This is a genomic window from Brevibacillus humidisoli, assembly GCF_020923435.1.
Classification (GTDB): Bacteria; Bacillota; Bacilli; order Brevibacillales; family Brevibacillaceae; genus Brevibacillus_E; species Brevibacillus_E humidisoli.
This window is the reverse complement of record NZ_CP087263.1, coordinates 3,938,229-3,955,681: the sequence shown is the minus strand read 5'-3', so window position 1 is coordinate 3,955,681 and position 17,453 is coordinate 3,938,229. Positions and strand designations below refer to the sequence as shown.

The window sequence follows — 17,453 nt, the reverse complement described above, 5'->3', positions numbered from 1 at the left end:
ATGGGGTGAATCAATAGTGAGTGCAAGTGCAATCAGACCGGAAGAGATTAGCTCCCTCCTGAAAGAGCGGATTGCTAACTATAAAGCTGAGATTGAAGTTGTGGACGTTGGTACCGTTATCCAGATCGGTGACGGGATCGCACGTATTCACGGTTTGGAAAAAGCCATGGCCGGTGAGCTCCTCGAGTTCCAAAACGGCGTCATGGGCATGGTGCTCAACTTGGAAGAAGATAACGTGGGTGTCGTTATCCTCGGACCTTACCGCGATATCAAAGAAGGGGATACCGTTAAGCGTACCGGCCGGATCATGGAAGTACCTGTCGGCGATGCCATGATCGGCCGCGTCGTCAATCCACTCGGTCAGCCGATCGATGGCCACGGACCGATTGAGACGACAGAATTTCGTCCGATAGAGAGCAATGCACCTGGCGTTATGGCCCGTAAGTCGGTTCATGAGCCGCTGCAAACGGGGATTAAAGCGATCGACTCGATGATTCCGATCGGTCGCGGTCAGCGTGAGCTGATCATCGGTGACCGCCAGACCGGTAAGACGGCGGTGGCACTGGACACGATCATCAATCAAAAAGGACAGGATATGATTTGTATCTACGTCGCCATCGGTCAAAAGCAATCGACCGTTGCCGGCGTGGTAGAAACCCTGCGCAAGTATGGCGCGATGGACTATACCATCGTCGTTTCCGCGACGGCATCCGATCCGGCTCCACTGCTCTTCCTGGCGCCGTACGCTGGCTGCGCGATGGGTGAGTACTTCATGTATAAAGGCAAGCACGTTCTCTGCATCTACGACGACTTGTCCAAGCAGGCAGCTGCCTACCGTGAGCTCTCCCTGCTGCTGCGTCGTCCCCCAGGCCGTGAAGCATTCCCGGGTGACGTTTTCTACCTGCACTCCCGTCTGCTGGAGCGTGCAGCGAAGCTGTCCGACGATTTGGGCGGCGGTTCGCTGACAGCTCTGCCGTTCATCGAGACGCAGGCTGGTGACGTATCCGCCTACATTCCGACCAACGTGATCTCGATCACGGATGGTCAGATCTTCCTGGAGACTGACCTGTTTAACGCCGGTCAACGCCCAGCGGTGAACTCCGGTATCTCCGTATCTCGTGTCGGTGGTTCGGCACAGATCAAAGCGATGCGAAAAGTAGTGGGGTCGCTCCGTCTGGACCTTGCGCAGTACCGTGAATTGGCTGCTTTTGCCCAGTTCGGTTCCGATCTCGATAAAGCCACACAAGCGCGGCTGACCCGTGGTGAGCGCGTGGTCGAAGTGCTGAAACAGCCGCAGTTCCAACCGATGCCGGTTGAGAAACAAGTGCTGAGCATTTATGCAGCGACAAAAGGATTCCTCGACGATATTCCGGTCGGCGATGTAAGCCGCTTTGAAAAAGAGTTTCTGGCATTTGTTGAATCCAGCAAGCCGGAACTGTTGGAGCACATCCGCACGACCAAGGAACTGCCGGATGAGGCCCAGCTCAACGGAGCAATCGAAGAGTTCAAGAAAGGCTTTGCTGCAAGCCGCTAAGCCTGCCAGATGACGATATATCTTGCCGAACAGCGGGCATGACTGACAGCCCGCTTCCCCCGGTAAACACAAGGTGGTGAAACACAAGTGGCTCAAAGTATGCGTGAGATTAAACGCCGGATCAAAAGCATAAAAAACACACGTCAGATCACCAAGGCGATGAAGATGGTCGATGCGGCCAAACTGCGTCGCGCCCAGGAACGAGCGACGGCAGCTAAGCCGTATGCCCGTAAGATCCAGGAGGTTATCGCCAGCATAGCCAGCGGGACAACTTCTGTCAATCATCCCATGCTGCAGTCCCGTCCTGTGAAGAAAACAGGTTATATCGTGATTACGTCCGACCGCGGACTGGCAGGCGGGTACAACTCCAACATCATCCGGAAAGTGATTCAAACGTTGAATGAACGGCATAAGTCGCCGGATGAATACGCCATCTTCGTCATCGGTCGCAAGGGACGGGATTTTTTCAAGAAACGCAACTATCCGTTGTTGGATGAAATCGTCGGACTGCGGGAAGGTGCGACGTTCGCAGATATCAAGCCAATCGCTGCTGCGGCTGTACAGATGTACGCCGACGAGCGAATTGACGAGCTGTATATCTGCTACAACGAATTCCACAGCGCGATTTCACAGACACCGGTTCTGAACCGCCTGCTTCCTCTACAGCAGGTAGATGGCGCCAATGAACGGAAAATCAACTACGAATACGAACCATCGGCCGAAGAAGTCCTTGCCGAGCTGCTCCCCAAGTACGCAGAAACACTTGTGTACAGTGCCCTGCTTGAAGCGAAGGCTTCCGAGCACGGTGCGCGCATGACCGCGATGGGAAATGCTACGGATAACGCGACGGAAATGATCGAAAAGTACACCCTGTTCTACAACCGTGCTCGTCAGGCTGCGATTACGCAGGAGATTTCGGAGATTGTGGCCGGTGCCAATGCACAGGTGTAACGATACGGTACAAGCGATCGCAGGAACGGCTGAGAATCGTTGAGATGACCAAAAGCTTGCATAGGCTTTATTTAGGAGGGAAGAACAGAGATGGCGAAAGGACGCGTAGTACAGGTAATGGGTCCGGTCGTCGACGTCGAGTTCGAACGCGGACATCTGCCTGCCATCTACAATGCGATTAAAATCCAACACAAAGCGCAGAGCCCTAGTGAGAGAGATATCGACCTGACAGTAGAAGTAGCGATTCACTTGGGCGACAACCTGGTTCGCACCGTTGCGATGTCTTCCACGGACGGCTTGGTGCGCGGGATGGAAGCAGAAGATATGGGAGCGCCGATCTCCGTACCGGTTGGAGAAGTTACCTTGGGCCGTGTATTCAACGTGCTGGGTGATCCGATCGATCTGCAGGAAATGGGCGACGTACCTCGTCGTGACCCGATTCACCGTGCAGCACCGACGTTTGCAGACCAAGCAACCAGCACAGAGATTCTGGAGACCGGGATTAAGGTTATCGACCTGCTTGCCCCGTATGTAAAAGGTGGTAAGATCGGTCTGTTCGGTGGTGCCGGCGTAGGGAAAACCGTATTGATTCAGGAATTGATCAACAACATCGCCCAAGAGCACGGCGGTATCTCCGTTTTCGCTGGTGTAGGGGAGCGTACGCGTGAAGGGAACGACCTCTACCATGAGATGAAAGATTCCGGCGTTATCAGCAAAACGGCGATGGTGTTCGGCCAGATGAACGAACCGCCGGGTGCGCGCTTGCGCGTAGCATTGACCGGTCTGACCATGGCTGAGTACTTCCGTGATCAGGAAGGCCGCGACGTACTGCTGTTTATCGACAACATTTTCCGCTTTACCCAGGCTGGTTCCGAAGTATCCGCTCTGCTCGGCCGGATGCCTTCCGCGGTTGGTTATCAACCAACGCTGGCAACCGAGATGGGGCAATTGCAAGAGCGGATCACCTCAACCAAAAAAGGTTCGGTTACCTCGATCCAGGCGATCTACGTGCCAGCGGACGACTATACCGACCCCGCTCCGGCAACGACATTTGCCCACTTGGATGCAACGACCAACCTGGACCGCAGCATCTCCGAGCTCGGGATCTACCCTGCGGTCAACCCGCTGGAGTCGACCTCCCGTGCACTGTCTCCTGACGTGGTTGGTCAGGAACACTACGAGGTGGCACGTGGCGTACAGGCGATCCTGCAGCGCTACAAAGAACTGCAAGACATCATCGCCATCCTCGGTATGGACGAGTTGAGCGACGAGGATAAGCAAACCGTTGCCCGCGCCCGCCGCATCCAACGCTTCCTGTCGCAGCCGTTCCACGTTGCTGAGCAGTTCACCGGTTTCCCGGGTAAATACGTGCCGGTAAAAGAAACCGTACGCAGCTTTAAAGAAATTCTCGATGGCAAGCACGACAATCTGCCAGAGGCAGCATTCCTCTATGTCGGCACGATTGAAGAAGCTGTCGAGAAAGCAAAGAATATGTCTTAAGACAACCCTGCGAAAGGGGAGACGATAAATGAGCAAGATGATGTTGGAAGTCGTAACTCCCGAACGGGTTGTCTACAGCGGTGAAGTAAACATGGTAATCGCGCGTGGGGTCGCAGGCGACCTCGGGATTTTGCCCAACCACATGCCGCTGGTTACCCCGCTAAAGATCGCGCCGGTTCGGGTCAAGACCGAAGGCGACAAAGAGACGCAGATTGCTGTCAGTGCCGGTTTTATGGAAGTCCGGGGTGATAAAGTGACAGTTCTGGCTGAAGCAGCCGAACTGCCGGAACAGATTGACGTAGAACGGGCTAGAGCGGCACAAGCCCGTGCAGAGCAGCGCCTAAACGAAAGGCACCCTGACTTGGACATAAGCCGCGCCGAATTGGCTTTACAGCGTGCAAAGGTACGATTGCAGGTGACCAAATCCCTGTAAAAGCGAAAAATCCCCGACGCTTATGCGCGGGGATTTTTCTAACATCTGAACAGCGGAAATGAAGCATCGCTGGAGTTTCCCACACAGATTGGTAAAACCCTGTCCGATATGTGTATAATAAGGCTGATAGTGAGTCAACTTTGCCCGACTTCCCGTGCGAGGATTCAAGTTTTCGAGAAGGAGAGAGCGAGATGCAAACAATCCGCGAATTGAACCAAAATAGCGAGGAAACCGTCATCCCTAACGGCTACGAGACGAACGGGTGGTCCAGCATTTTATCCCATGAGTTAAGTGTGCTGTTTCATGCGCTGTGTCATGTTGTCCCCAGGTATCAGTCCAAAGAAGAGATGAAGCAGGCGCTGATGGAGTTCGAAGGGGTTAAACACTCCTTTTCCCAACTTGATAAATCCAAGTTCAAGTCAGAAGAATCCTATAAGGGATATGTGCAGCGTCTGGAGCGACACAAGCGATTCTTAAAACGCTCAGGTTACGAGTATCCCTCTACCGTGGATGAAGCAATCGAACTGTTTGTGAAGTGGGGATTGGTGCTGGACCAGGACGGTTATTGGGATATTCCGATCAAGCCATTTCCTGACGTGCAGGAACTTTTCACACTCAAAGAAGAAGAGCGTACCGCTTTGGCTCACATTAAGCTCGAGGCATTGATTCACCCGGTGTTCAGCAAACTGGTCCTGACTCTGCACGAAAAGGACGAGAATACGTTCCAGATGTCAAAAAACGAATTGAAAGAGATGCTGCAGGTTAACGATACGATGCTGCTTGAGGTTCTCGTCAAACTGACACCGTATCTGGAAGAGCCAATTGTCAACATGCATGAGATTCCAGACGACCAGAAGATGGAGTTCACGGTTGTCTGGGATCGGATCTATGAAGATTTCCTCGGAACGAAAGACCCTCAGTCAATCCAATAACAACTCTCCCTGGTCCTGCCAAGGAGACAGATGTGATGCGGCCTTGAGCCGCATCTTTTTTTTCATCAACTACAAAATCACGCCCTCTCCCCCTACTATAGACCTATTTGTTCTACAAAAGCTGTCACCGTTCGATTTTAATCGATTCCAGAAAATAGGAAAAACGATTCAAGGAGAAAGCGAAATCCGGACGGAATAATAATTATTTATAAAAATAAATAAAGCAGCCAAAAATTTTTAAGCGCATGGGAGCCGTTTAGCCAATGTTCCAAAATCTAGGGAGAGGGTGATGCTTGTTGAAAAGAACGCGTAAAGTTATGGCAGGTATTATGAGCTCGACACTGGTGCTCGGCGCACTGTTTGGCACACCGCTGAGTGCTGCGGCGAAGGACGAGGATGCGCACGTCGACTGGGCTGTGGTAAACACGGACAGGTTGGTCAACGCCTTGATCGAACAAGGTGAACTGGACGAGGATGCATCCCCTGAGGAGATCGACCGTGTCGTCAAACGCTACGTGACGCGCCCCAAACGTCCCGGTACAGAAACGTTGGGAATTGACACATCAACCAAAATCGGGAAAAAGGCTCTCAAAGGGAAACTTGGCGTACAGCAAAACGGCATGGCGCTGGTTAGCGGCAGCGAAAAGGCGAAAAAGGTGAAGAAGAAAGACCGAGCCCATGTGGATAACGCCGTAGTAGCGCTGATTGAATACCAAGATTTTACCCACAACAATATTGAAGACGATGGCTACTACTTCTGGACAGCCGATTTTAACCAGGAACACTATGAAAACATGCTGTTCAACGAGGATGGCTACACCACTCCGGAAGGCAAAGAGCTTATCACGATGACCCAGTATTATGATCAGCAGTCTGCCGGCAGCTGGAAACTTGAAGGGACGGTAACACCGTGGATCATGGCTGAAAACGATGCTGATTATTACGGTGGCAATGATGCAAATGGAAACGATGAGCGCCCTCGTGAACTGGTCATGGAGACGCTCGAACAAGTAGGTGAGCAAATTTCTGATGATTGGGAAAAATACGACCAACGTGACCCTTACGACTTGGACGGCGACTTGAACGTCATGGAGCCGGATGGATTGCTGGATACACTGATGATCGTGCACTCTGGAATCGGGGAAGAAGCCGGTGGAGGGGAGCTTGGCGAGAACGCGATCTGGTCTCACCGCTGGACCTTGCGAGAACCGACTGATATCCCAGGTACACCCCTGAAGGCATATGACTATATCATCCAGCCGGAGGACGGTGCTGTCGGGGTTTTCGCCCATGAATATGGCCATAACCTGGGATTGCCGGATGAATACGACACAGGGTACTCCGGGACCGGTTCGCCAGTTGAGGTATGGTCGCTGATGTCAGGCGGCAGTTGGGCAGGTCAGACTCCTGGAACGGAGCCAACCGGATTTAGTCCATGGGCCAAACTGTACCTGCGTGAGACCCTCGGCGGCAACTGGCCGGAGCCGCAGGAGATCGATCTCGATGATCTGAGACGGAAGAAAAAAGTGAAGTTGGATGAAGCCGTTAGTATGGATGATGACGGGAAGCTGCTCAAGATCAATCTGCCGGATCGGGAGATGGAGCCGCCCACTCAACCGAAAGACGGGGACTACGCTTATTTCTCCACCAAAGGAAATGACCTTGATTCCCGCATGACATCACCGGAGATCGACTTGACTGCAGTCAACGAAGCGTCATTGAGGTTTGACTCGTGGCGGCAGATTGAGACCGGTTATGACTACCTCTATGTCAATGTATACGCTGAAGGTTCTGAAGAACCAGAGCAGATTGAGGGGTACGACGATACCACTGATGGCGAGTGGGAAAGTGAAGAACTGGATCTGTCCGACTTCGTTGGTCAGAAGATCAGGATTGAATTCCAGTACAAAACAGACGGCGGGCTTATCATGGAAGGCTTCTACGTTGATAATATCGAGGTAGTGGCCGATGATGAGGTGATCTTCCAGGACGATGCCGAAGGTGAACCGCTGTTTGAACTGGATGGCTTTGAAAAATTTGATGGTTCACCGATTCTGTATCCCAGCTACTATCTGGTAGAATGGCGTTCGCACAACGGTGTCGACATCGGACTGGCCCACTATCGACGCAACAACAGCTTGCTTGTGTACGATCCCGGCTTGCTCATCTGGTATTACGATGGCCGTTGGGGAGAGGACAACATGACAGGAAACCATCCTGGTGAAGGGTTCCTCGGTGTGGTCGATGCTCACCAGCGTGGACATTACTGGGATGACGGCACGGTAGGGTCTACACGCTTCCAAATCAACGATGCAGCTTTTGGTCTGAGTGAGACGTCCGATATCAATGTCGTCTATCCGACCTTCTCCATGGTCTACGAGGGATTGCCGGGCGTAAGCACCTTCTCTGACGAAGAGGATTATTCCAGCCCGTTTAACCCGGACGGTGGAAAAATCCTGCCGGAGCACGGATTGGAAATCGAAGTGAAAAAAGTGAAGAAGGACGGCAGGGAAGTGGAAATCGAAGTAAGACGGGACTAACAAGCGGAAAACAGGCAAGGCCATCGTCGATGGCCTTGCTTTTCTGTGCCTGTGAAAGCTGATCGGAACAAGAAAAGGTCTGCCGCTTTCATTAGACAGTAGAAGACCCGATTTGCTATAATGGTGGGGGCATTTTCTTGAGCCTCACTGTACAACGGAGGGGGAAAGGCTGATGAGTGCAGAGTATGCGAATAACTATGTAATCGTTTCTATTTTTTTGATCCTCGGCGTACTGCTTCCAGTGGTTACCGTTAGCTTCATCGGACCGCTTTTACGGCCCAAAAATCCAACCCCTGAAAAGCAGACCACCTATGAAAGCGGAAACATTCCGGTTGGCGAGAGCTGGGTCCGCTTCAATGTGAAGTATTACATCTTTGCTCTGTTGTTCGTTATTTTTGACGTTGAGACACTGTTTCTCTATCCGTGGGCAGCGGCCTACAATCAACTTGGATTATTTGCTCTGGTTGAGATGGTCATCTTTGTCGTCCTGCTGGTAATCGGGCTGATCTATGCCTGGAGAAAGAAGGTGCTGGAATGGAACTAGACCTCAAGAACATTGCGCCTGAGCTGCAGGAGGAACTGGATCGCAACGTACTGTTTACAACGATGGAGACCCTCAAAGGATGGGTGCGCAGCAACTCGCTATGGCCTCTGACATTTGGCCTGGCCTGTTGTGCGATCGAAATGATGGGGAGTGGAGGCGCCAACTATGACTTGGACCGGTTTGGCGTTATTTTTCGTGCTTCCCCCCGGCAGTCAGATGTGATGATTGTCGCCGGTACGGTAACGAAAAAAATGGCTCCCCTGCTTCGCCGTTTGTACGATCAGATGCCTGAGCCGAAGTGGGTGATTGCGATGGGCTCCTGTGCCACTGCGGGCGGCCCGTACATCAGATCGTACAGTGTGGTCAAAGGGGTGGATCAGGTGGTGCCGGTAGATGTCTACATTCCGGGGTGTCCGCCAAATCCAGCCGCACTAATTTACGGAATTAACAAACTGCAAGAGAAGATTCGGTATGAAGCGAAGACTGGGAGGAAGGTGACCAGTCAATGAGTGAAGATAAGCGTAAACCTACGCCTGAAGAAAAGGCAAAGGCAGCGGCCGAAGCCAAGGCAAAGGCGGAAGCGCTGCGCAAACAGCGCGAACAAGAGCAGCTAGCCGAAGCAGGTTCAACTGCTAATCAATCAGTTTCCAGCGAGAGTGAACAGTCTACGGAAACGAAGCAAGCCCAGAATGAAGCGGGCGAAGGCAGCGGAGTTACTAGTGACGCAGACGCGAAAGCAAAGGCAGCCGCCGCGGCCAAGGCAAAAGCAGCAGCCGCAGCAGCGGCAGCAGCGAAAGCGAAGCAAGCCCGGGAAGCAGGCGAGAGCGGCGGAGCCGAAGGCGATGCAGACGCGAAAGCAAAGGCAGCCGCCGCGGCCAAGGCAAAAGCAGCAGCCGCAGCAGCGGCAGCAGCGAAAGCGAAGCAAGCCCGGGAAGCAGGCGAGAGCGGCGGAGCCGAAGGCGATGCAGACGCGAAAGCAAAGGCAGCCGCCGCGGCCAAGGCAAAAGCAGCAGCCGCAGCAGCGGCAGCAGCGAAAGCGAAGCAAGCCCGGGAAGCAGGCGAGAGCGGCGGAGCCGAAGGCGATGCAGACGCGAAAGCAAAGGCAGCCGCCGCGGCTAAGGCAAAAGCAGCAGCCGCCGCGGCGGCAGCAGCGAAAGCGAAGCAAGCCCGGGAAGCAGGCGAGAGCAGCGGAGCCGAAGGCGATGCAGACGCGAAAGCAAAGGCAGCCGCCGCGGCTAAGGCAAAAGCAGCAGCCGCCGCGGCGGCAGCAGCGAAAGCGAAGCAAGTCCGGGAAGCAGGCGAGAGCGGCGGAGCCGAAGGCGATGCAGACGCGAAAGCAAAGGCAGCCGCCGCGGCCAAGGCAAAAGCGGCAGCAGCGAAAGCGAAGCAAGCCCGGGAAGCAGGCGAGAGCGGCGGAGCCGAAGGCGATGCAGACGCGAAAGCAAAGGCAGCCGCCGCGGCCAAGGCAAAAGCGGCAGCTGCAGCTGCGGCAAAAGCGAAAGCCGTGCAGGGAGCGTCTGCGGAAGAAGAAGCGCCTAAACCTCCATCTAAGAATCAACCCTTCCTCGACAAATATATCAAACGGATTACGGAACAGTTTGGTTCAGATGCGATAGAGGACGCTTACATCAATGAATTGGCCAAGGAAGTGCCGACGATTGTTGTAAAAAATGATCAGTGGCAGGATGTGGCCCGCTTTTTGAAAGAAGATGAACAGTTGGCATTTGACTATCTGTCCAATCTGCACGGTGTCGATTATGAGGATCGGATGGAAGTATACTATCACTTTTACTCCTACAACAACCGACAGAGTTTGGCAGTCAAAGTAACTACGGACCGAGAGAATCCGACAATCCCTTCTGTATCAGATGTTTGGTCGGGGGCCAACTGGAACGAACGGGAGACATTCGACTTACTCGGCATTTATTTCCCGGGTCATAACGATTTGCGTCGAATTCTGCTTCCTGATGATTGGGTCGGTCACCCCCTGCGTAAGGATTACGAGCAGTATGACGAGGAGGTGTGACGGGTGAATATGCGAACCGAACCGACGACGCTTTCCACTGCGATTTCGCCCGACACCGGCATTCGTACCGAAGAGATGCTGCTAAATGTAGGGCCGCAGCATCCGAGTACGCATGGCGTGTTTCGTTTAGTCGTAAAAATAGATGGGGAGACGATTACCGAAGCAATCCCAGTGATCGGCTACCTGCATCGCGGAACGGAAAAACTGGCTGAGGATCTCAACTACACGCAAATCATTCCGTATACCGATCGCCTCGATTACGTGTCGGCCATGACCAACAATTATGTGTTGTGTCATGCGGTAGAGACGATGATGGGATTGGAAATACCGGAGCGAGCCCAGTACCTGCGGCTGATTGCGATGGAGTTGAACCGTGTGGCAAGCCACCTCGTCTGGTGGGGGACTTACCTCTTGGACATCGGAGCGATGAGTCCGTTTCTTTATGCCTTCCGCGACCGCGAGATGATTCTAGACTTGTTTAACGAACTGTGCGGCGCACGGATGACGTTTAATTACATGCGCGTAGGAGGTGTCAAATGGGATGCTCCGCCTGGCTGGATCGACAAGGTAAAAGAGTTCATTCAGTATATGAAAAAGCAATTGCCCAGTTATCACAATCTGGTCACCGGCAACGAAATTTTTATCAGTCGTTTGCGGGGCATCGGGACTTTTGATGCCAAGATGGCACTTGACTACTCCCTATCCGGTGTGATGCTGCGCAGTACCGGCATCAAGTGGGACCTTCGCAAAGATGAACCCTACTGCATTTACGACCGGTTTGACTTTGACGTGCCGGTGGCGACGGAGGGTGACTGTCTCTCCCGCTACCACCTGCGCATGGCGGAAATCGAACAGTCCCTGCGTATTTTGGAGCAGGCGGTGGAACAGTTCCCGTCAGAAGGCGAGGTTATGGGGAAAGTACCGCGCGTGATTCGTCCGCCTGCAGGGGAGACATTTGTGCGAATTGAATCGCCGCGCGGAGAGATCGGTGTCTACATTGCCAGCCAGGGAAAAGACAAACCATGGCGGCTCAAGTTCCGTCGTCCGTCTTTTAACAACCTGCAAATCCTCCCGACACTGCTGAAAGGAGAAAACATCGCGAACATGGTAGCGATTCTCGGCAGTATTGATATTGTACTTGGGGAGGTGGACGCGTGATGGAACAGTTGCTGCAACAAACACCTGGATTGCAGAACATATTGCTGTTTGCCGTTGCGGCAGTGGCTTTGCTGCTCGTCGTACTTGGTTTCGTCACTTACGCGATCTATTTTGAGCGCAAGGTGATCGGCTGGATGCAGCTGCGGATTGGGCCTAACCGGGTTGGACCGCTAGGGCTTTTGCAGACCGTGGCAGACGTAGCCAAGCTGCTGCTCAAGGAAGACACTCGTCCCAAACACGCCGACAAGGCATTGTTTGCGCTGGCGCCAGTGCTTGCTTACGCCCCTGCTTTTGCCGTGCTGGCAGTGATGCCATTTACGGATACATTGCATTTTGCTGATCTCGGGATTGGTATCCTGTACTACATCGCGCTCTCCGGGATTACTGTACTTGGTGTGATAACGGCCGGCTGGGCCTCCAACAACAAGTACTCTTTGATCGGGGGACTGCGTTCGGCGGCGCAGATGATCAGTTACGAAGTGCCGCTGGTTATGTCGGTAGTTGGCATTGTCCTGATGACGGGAAGTCTCAATCTGAAAGAGATCGTGCTGGCTCAGCAGGATGTGTGGAACATTGTGCCGCAATTTCTCGGGTTTGTCGTGTTTATCATCGCAGCCCAAGCCGAGCTGAACCGGACCCCGTTTGACCTGCCGGAAGCAGAGTCGGAGTTGGTCGCCGGTTATCACGTCGAGTACTCCGGTTTCCGCTTCGCGATGTTCATGCTGGCGGAATACGTCTACATGTTTGGGATGGGGACGTTGGTTACGATCCTGTTCCTCGGTGGATGGCTTCCGATCCATCCGGCACTTGACTTCATACCGCCAGTTATCTGGTTTATCTTGAAGTTTTCGCTCTATGTATTTTTCCAGTTCTGGCTGCGCGCGACCATGCCGCGCCTGCGGGCCGACCAGTTGATGAGCTTCGCCTGGAAAGGATTGCTCCCGCTTGCGTTAATTAACATCATGCTGACCGCGCTGTTTGTCTCCTACCAGTCTGGTATGATGTAAACAGAACTCGGAAAAGCTGCTTGTCCCAGTAAACGATAAGGGGTGAACAATCATGTTAGGATTTGCCAAAGGACTGGGATATACGCTAAAGAAACTGTCGGAAAAAAAGGTGACACACTCCTATCCCGACGTTCCTTATCCGATGCCACCCAGGTTTCGTGGTATCCAACACTTTTCTCCGGAAAAATGTATTGTCTGTAATCAATGTGCGCGTATTTGTCCGACCCAATGCATTCAGCTGACGGGCAAACCGCACCCCGATCCGGAAAAGAAGGGTAAGATCATCGACACCTACGATATTAACTTTGAAATTTGCATTCTTTGCGACCTCTGTACGGAGGTTTGTCCGACAGAAGCGATTGTGATGACCAACAACTTCGAACTGGCCTCCTACAGTCGGGATGAGCTGTACAAAAATCTGAAGTGGCTAGACGATAACAATACCAACGTCAGGGAGGAAAACTAGCGATGCAGGTGAGCGGAACGTTTCTCGCATTTGCCGTCCTTTCCTTGCTGACGATCGGGGGAGCTGTCTTTATGATCAGCTTCACCCGTGTGGTACATATGGTCATCTCGCTCGGTGTTACCTTTTTAAGCATCGCCGGTCTGTTTGTCCTGCTGGAAGCGGAGTTTGTGGCTATCTCGCAGGTGCTCGTATACTCCGGTGCGATCTCGATTCTCATGCTGTTCGGGATCATGCTGACTAGACACGATGCGATGGATGAAGGGGTATCCAAAGCAAACAAAGGCTGGCTTAGCTTTCTCATCGTGGCTGTTTTCTTCGTCATCATCTTTTGGGGCATTCAGAATACGCCGTGGGTTCCGGCGCCGGACCGTTCGACCGCTGCACAGGTCGACAACGCTACGCAGCTGGGTACGGAGATCTTCACCAAGTTTGTCATCCCGTTTGAGTTGACCTCGGTCTTGCTGCTGGTCGCATTAGTCGGTGCGATTATCCTGGCCAAAAAGGAGGGTGAGAACGAATGATCTTTGAAGTATCCCTTCCGCTCTACCTGCTGATTGCTCTCATCCTCTTCAGTATTGGGCTGTACGGGGCACTGACGAAACGAAATGCGATTGTCGTGCTGCTGTCCATAGAATTGATGCTAAATGCTGTGAACATTAATCTGGTCGCTTTTGCCAAGTACGGACTGTACGCGTCGATTACAGGGCAGATCTTTACCCTGTTTACGATGACTGTAGCGGCCGCTGAAGTAGCAGTGGGCATCGCCATTTTGATCTCGCTGTACCGCAACCGTGACACGGTGAACGTGGACGAGATGGACACGATGAAGCGCTAAAGAGGATGGGAAAGATGCTTGCTTCTTTATCCAGCCTCCAAAACAGGGAAAAGGATAGGTGAATTATGGATACGATCATGCAATACGCCTGGCTGATTCCTCTTTTTCCGCTATTTGCTTTCACGCTGATCGTCTCGTTCGGCCGACAGTTGAAAGAAGCTGCGGCTTATCTGGGGATCGTTGCGGTAGCGATTTCGTTCGTGCTATCCGTCATGACCTTGTGGGCACGTTTTCAAGAAGGGGCGATCGACTACAAACTACCGGTGGAATGGCTGCAGATCGGCCAGTCTGTCGTCGAGATGGGTTTTGAGGTAAACCAGTTGAACGCGATGATGCTGGTGATTGTAACGCTGGTCAGCCTGCTCGTCCAAATCTACTCCCGCGGCTATATGCACGGAGACGAGCGCTATCCGGTCTTTTATCAGTATCTGTCATTGTTTACTTTTTCAATGCTCGGCCTTGTGATTTCTCCCAATCTGCTGCAGGTGTACATTTTCTGGGAGTTGGTCGGGGTCTGTTCATTTTTACTGGTAGGCTACTACTACTTCAAACCAGAAGCAAAAGCGGCTGCCAAAAAGGCATTTATCGTCACACGGATTGGCGATGTAGGCCTGTTTATCGGAATCATCTTGCTGTTCTGGTGGACCGGAAGCTTTGACTACTCCGAAATCTTCAATGCGGTATCAGCCGGCAGACTGGAGCCGTGGATGATTACCTTGGCTGCGATTCTGATCTTTATCGGAGCGATAGGTAAGTCAGGTCAGTTTCCGCTGCATACCTGGCTGCCCGACGCGATGGAAGGTCCCACACCGGTATCCGCGTTGATCCACGCCGCGACGATGGTAGCGGCCGGGGTGTATCTGGTTGCGGCCACGTATCCGCTGTTTATCGCTTCGCCGACCGCACTGAACGTGGTTGCCTATGTAGGTGGATTCACCGCCATCTTCGCTGCTTCGATTGGCTTGACACAACGTGACATCAAGCGTGTTCTGGCCTACTCAACGGTCAGTCAGCTGGGTTATATGATGATGGCTTTGGGAGTTGCTGGGGCGGTTGGTTATGTCGCCGGTACGTTCCATTTAATGACCCACGCCTTTTTTAAGGCGCTGTTGTTTTTAGCGGCAGGCAGTGTGATTCATGCCGTACATACCCAGGACGTGTTTGAAATGGGTGGTCTGCGCAAAAAAATGCCGATCACCGCAGGTGTGTTCCTGATCGGCTGCCTGGCGATTGCGGGAATCCCGCCGCTTTCCGGATTTTTCTCCAAGGAAGCCATCCTGGGCGCTGCCTACAGTGCACACCGCTTCGATCTATTATGGCTGGGACTGATTGCTGCCTTTTTCACCGCTTTTTACATGTTCCGGCTTTACTTCCTGACCTTTACCGGCGAGCGACGCGGTGGAGCTGACGGAGCTCATGAATCCCCGGCGGTGATGACGGTGCCGCTTTTGATTCTAGCTGTGCTCGCCGTCGTTGCGGGATTCGTCAATACGCCGTTTGCACCGATCCTTCAGGACTGGCTGGTATCCGGCAGCATCGGAGAATACCTGAGCAAGTCGTTCGGTACAGAGGAAGGCCACGCGGCGATCTGGGTACAGGTGGTTGCGATTCTGGTATCTGTTCTGGGAATCCTGTTGGCCTATCTGATGTACGTGAAACGGACCGTATCGTCCGACATCATCTCCCGTCCGCTGCCATGGCTGTATCAACTCTCGTACCGGAAGTACTACATTGATGAAATTTATCACGCTGTGTTTGTCCGACCGCTCAAATGGCTGGGCATTCTGCTCAACCTGATTGACCGTTACATCGTGGACGGCTTGGTGGCACTTGTGGCCAACATCACCAATGGTATCGGTATCTTGCATGCGCGTATCCAAAACGGCCAGGTACAAACGTACGGCTTTGTCGTTCTGCTCGGATTGGTCCTGTTGGTCGCTGGGTTCACGGTGCTAGGAGGTATCCCGAATGGACAATAGTATGTTGCTTAGCCTGATTACCTTTTCACCGCTCTTGGCAATTCTGATCCTGGCGTTCGTCCCCAAGCAACATGGCGGGATCATCAAACAGATCGGCATCATCGGTACGCTGCTGCCGCTGATCCTGTCGCTGATGTTATTTGCCAACTTTGACTATCAGCAATCGCAGATGCAGTTTGTCGAGCATCTGCCCTGGATCGCCGTTCCGATCGGAGTAGGAGCGGGCGGTGATTTGTTTACCTTCCCGATCAACTACGACATGGGAGTAGATGGGATTTCCATGCCGTTGATCGTGCTGACAGCGATCGTCGGAACGCTGGCGGCCATTGCATCGTGGCAGATCAAGCGTCGTCTGAAAGAGTACTTCATCCTCTTTCACCTGCTCTTGATCGGGATGTTTGGCGTGTTTGCGACACAAAACCTGCTTCTGTTCTTCATCTTCTTCGAATTGACCTTGATCCCGGCGTATTTCCTGATCGGGATCTGGGGCTACTCTGAACGGGAGCGGGCAGCGAACAAGTTTCTGATCTACAATGGTATCGGCTCGGCGATCATGTTGATAGCCTTTATCGCCATCTTTTGGACGGCACCGCAGTTGAATGCCGACCCTACGATGAACATGACAGAGTTGAGACAGATCCTGACCTCGCCCGATTTTCTGGCGATGATGGAGCAGGTTAAGCCTGGTCTTTTGGCCGCTCTGTTTCTCGCTTTGTTCATTGCCTTCGGTATCAAGCTGCCGATCTTTCCGTTCCATACCTGGATGCTGAGGGTTCACGTACAGGCTCCCGTGCCGATCGTGATGATCCACTCCGGCATCCTGCTGAAGATGGGCGCCTACGGATTGATTCGTCTAGGGATCGGGTTTTTCCCTGAGCAAGCCTACTTCTTCGCTACCTGGATGGCCATCCTTGGGGTGATCAATATTTTGTACGGTGCCGTATTGGCGTTTGTGCAAAAAGATCTGAAGATGGTGATGGCATACTCCAGTATCAGCCACATGGGGATTGTCCTGCTCGGCTTTGCTGCGATGAATACGATTGGCTTCCAGGGTGCTGTCTTTCAGACGATCTCCCACGGTTTTATCTCAGCGCTGCTGTTTTTCCTGATTGGCGTGATCTGGGAGCGCGTAGAGACATCGCAGATCGATGAATTGGGGGGACTGGCCAGATCGATGCCGTTTGTCAGCGGGATCTTGCTGGCCGCAGCGATGGCCTCCCTGGGACTGCCGGGGATGTCCGGCTTCATTAGTGAGTTCCTTGCCTTCCTCGGACTGTTTGGTACCATGCCGGTGATCGGGACCATTGGGGCACTGGGCATCATCTTGACAGCAGCTTACCTGCTGCGGGCCATTCTCCGCACCACGTTTGGCCCCACACCGGATCGGTTCCTGAGCTTGGCCGATGCGCAGCCTATCGAAGTGATCCCGATGATCGTCCTGCTCGGTTTTATCATCCTGCTCGGGATTTATCCGGCTGTGCTGAGCGATCCACTGCAAGAAACGCTGAAAACCATTGTACCAATCGTAACGGGAATAGGAGGGTAAGC

16 protein-coding genes are annotated in these 17,453 nt (G+C 53.1%); all 16 read left to right on the top strand.

Annotated elements, in window-relative coordinates; genetic code table 11:
- The first annotated feature begins 16 nt into the window (after nt 1–16).
- The 16 genes from atpA (at nt 17) to LOK74_RS19250 (ending at nt 17,451) form a co-directional block, all read left to right on the top strand.
- The gene (gene atpA / locus LOK74_RS19325) at nt 17–1,534 is read left to right on the top strand and encodes a F0F1 ATP synthase subunit alpha (RefSeq protein WP_230043624.1); all 1,518 of its coding nucleotides are present in this window, start codon (nt 17–19) and stop codon (nt 1,532–1,534) included.
- A gap of 87 nt (nt 1,535–1,621) precedes the next feature.
- Nucleotides 1,622–2,485: an ATP synthase F1 subunit gamma gene (gene atpG, locus LOK74_RS19320; protein ID WP_230043623.1), complete on the top strand. Its 864-nt coding sequence runs from the start codon at nt 1,622–1,624 to the stop codon at nt 2,483–2,485.
- Between the two features lie 90 nt (nt 2,486–2,575).
- The gene (atpD, locus tag LOK74_RS19315) at nt 2,576–3,985 is read left to right on the top strand and encodes a F0F1 ATP synthase subunit beta (RefSeq protein ID WP_230043622.1); all 1,410 of its coding nucleotides are present in this window, start codon (nt 2,576–2,578) and stop codon (nt 3,983–3,985) included.
- Between the two features lie 28 nt (nt 3,986–4,013).
- Nucleotides 4,014–4,418, top strand: a complete 405-nt coding sequence (locus LOK74_RS19310) for a F0F1 ATP synthase subunit epsilon (protein WP_230043621.1) — start codon at nt 4,014–4,016, stop codon at nt 4,416–4,418.
- Nucleotides 4,419–4,609: 191 nt separating this feature from the next.
- The gene (locus LOK74_RS19305) at nt 4,610–5,350 is read left to right on the top strand and encodes a DUF6042 family protein (RefSeq protein WP_230043620.1); all 741 of its coding nucleotides are present in this window, start codon (nt 4,610–4,612) and stop codon (nt 5,348–5,350) included.
- Between the two features lie 296 nt (nt 5,351–5,646).
- Nucleotides 5,647–7,890: an immune inhibitor A domain-containing protein gene (locus LOK74_RS19300; RefSeq protein WP_230043619.1), complete on the top strand. Its 2,244-nt coding sequence runs from the start codon at nt 5,647–5,649 to the stop codon at nt 7,888–7,890.
- Between the two features lie 172 nt (nt 7,891–8,062).
- Entirely contained in the window at nt 8,063–8,434 is a 372-nt protein-coding gene (locus LOK74_RS19295) for an NADH-quinone oxidoreductase subunit A (RefSeq protein ID WP_230043618.1), read from the top strand.
- Entirely contained in the window at nt 8,425–8,943 is a 519-nt protein-coding gene (locus LOK74_RS19290) for a NuoB/complex I 20 kDa subunit family protein (protein WP_230043617.1), read from the top strand. The genes LOK74_RS19295 and LOK74_RS19290 overlap by 10 nt, the downstream gene beginning before the upstream one ends.
- Entirely contained in the window at nt 8,940–10,460 is a 1,521-nt protein-coding gene (locus LOK74_RS19285) for an NADH-quinone oxidoreductase subunit C (RefSeq protein WP_230043616.1), read from the top strand. Before LOK74_RS19290 ends, LOK74_RS19285 begins: the two co-directional genes overlap by 4 nt.
- A gap of 9 nt (nt 10,461–10,469) precedes the next feature.
- Nucleotides 10,470–11,618, top strand: coding sequence for an NADH-quinone oxidoreductase subunit D (locus LOK74_RS19280; protein WP_230047064.1), 1,149 nt, complete (start codon nt 10,470–10,472; stop codon nt 11,616–11,618).
- Nucleotides 11,615–12,625, top strand: a complete 1,011-nt coding sequence (gene nuoH / locus LOK74_RS19275) for an NADH-quinone oxidoreductase subunit NuoH (protein WP_420908690.1) — start codon at nt 11,615–11,617, stop codon at nt 12,623–12,625. The genes LOK74_RS19280 and nuoH overlap by 4 nt, the downstream gene beginning before the upstream one ends.
- 52 nt (nt 12,626–12,677) lie before the next feature.
- Nucleotides 12,678–13,091: an NADH-quinone oxidoreductase subunit NuoI gene (gene nuoI / locus LOK74_RS19270; protein WP_230043614.1), complete on the top strand. Its 414-nt coding sequence runs from the start codon at nt 12,678–12,680 to the stop codon at nt 13,089–13,091.
- Between the two features lie 8 nt (nt 13,092–13,099).
- On the top strand, nt 13,100–13,612 hold the full coding sequence (locus tag LOK74_RS19265; protein WP_230047063.1) for an NADH-quinone oxidoreductase subunit J: 513 nt from the start codon (nt 13,100–13,102) through the stop codon (nt 13,610–13,612).
- Nucleotides 13,609–13,926 (top strand): NADH-quinone oxidoreductase subunit NuoK, encoded by a 318-nt coding sequence (gene nuoK / locus LOK74_RS19260; RefSeq protein ID WP_230043613.1) that lies wholly within the window; start codon nt 13,609–13,611, stop codon nt 13,924–13,926. Before LOK74_RS19265 ends, nuoK begins: the two co-directional genes overlap by 4 nt.
- A 65-nt stretch (nt 13,927–13,991) precedes the next feature.
- Nucleotides 13,992–15,905 carry an NADH-quinone oxidoreductase subunit L gene (nuoL, locus tag LOK74_RS19255; RefSeq protein WP_230043612.1) on the top strand — a complete coding sequence of 638 codons (1,914 nt, stop codon included), beginning with the start codon at nt 13,992–13,994 and terminating at the stop codon, nt 15,903–15,905.
- The gene (locus LOK74_RS19250) at nt 15,895–17,451 is read left to right on the top strand and encodes a complex I subunit 4 family protein (protein WP_230043611.1); all 1,557 of its coding nucleotides are present in this window, start codon (nt 15,895–15,897) and stop codon (nt 17,449–17,451) included. The genes nuoL and LOK74_RS19250 overlap by 11 nt, the downstream gene beginning before the upstream one ends.
- The last annotated feature ends 2 nt before the right edge of the window (nt 17,452–17,453 follow it).

Bases quoted from the DNA above. Each gene is read 5' to 3' on its own strand.
- atpD (WP_230043622.1), top strand. From the start codon at position 2,576: ATGGCGAAAGGACGCGTAGTACAGGTAATGGGTCCGGTCGTCGACGTC.
- LOK74_RS19310 (WP_230043621.1), top strand. From the start codon at position 4,014: ATGAGCAAGATGATGTTGGAAGTCGTAACTCCCGAACGGGTTGTCTAC.
- LOK74_RS19305 (WP_230043620.1), top strand. From the start codon at position 4,610: ATGCAAACAATCCGCGAATTGAACCAAAATAGCGAGGAAACCGTCATC.
- LOK74_RS19295 (WP_230043618.1), top strand. From the start codon at position 8,063: ATGAGTGCAGAGTATGCGAATAACTATGTAATCGTTTCTATTTTTTTG.
- LOK74_RS19290 (WP_230043617.1), top strand. From the start codon at position 8,425: ATGGAACTAGACCTCAAGAACATTGCGCCTGAGCTGCAGGAGGAACTG.
- LOK74_RS19285 (WP_230043616.1), top strand. From the start codon at position 8,940: ATGAGTGAAGATAAGCGTAAACCTACGCCTGAAGAAAAGGCAAAGGCA.
- LOK74_RS19280 (WP_230047064.1), top strand. From the start codon at position 10,470: ATGCGAACCGAACCGACGACGCTTTCCACTGCGATTTCGCCCGACACC.
- nuoI (WP_230043614.1), top strand. From the start codon at position 12,678: ATGTTAGGATTTGCCAAAGGACTGGGATATACGCTAAAGAAACTGTCG.
- nuoK (WP_230043613.1), top strand. From the start codon at position 13,609: ATGATCTTTGAAGTATCCCTTCCGCTCTACCTGCTGATTGCTCTCATC.
- nuoL (WP_230043612.1), top strand. From the start codon at position 13,992: ATGGATACGATCATGCAATACGCCTGGCTGATTCCTCTTTTTCCGCTA.
- LOK74_RS19250 (WP_230043611.1), top strand. From the start codon at position 15,895: ATGGACAATAGTATGTTGCTTAGCCTGATTACCTTTTCACCGCTCTTG.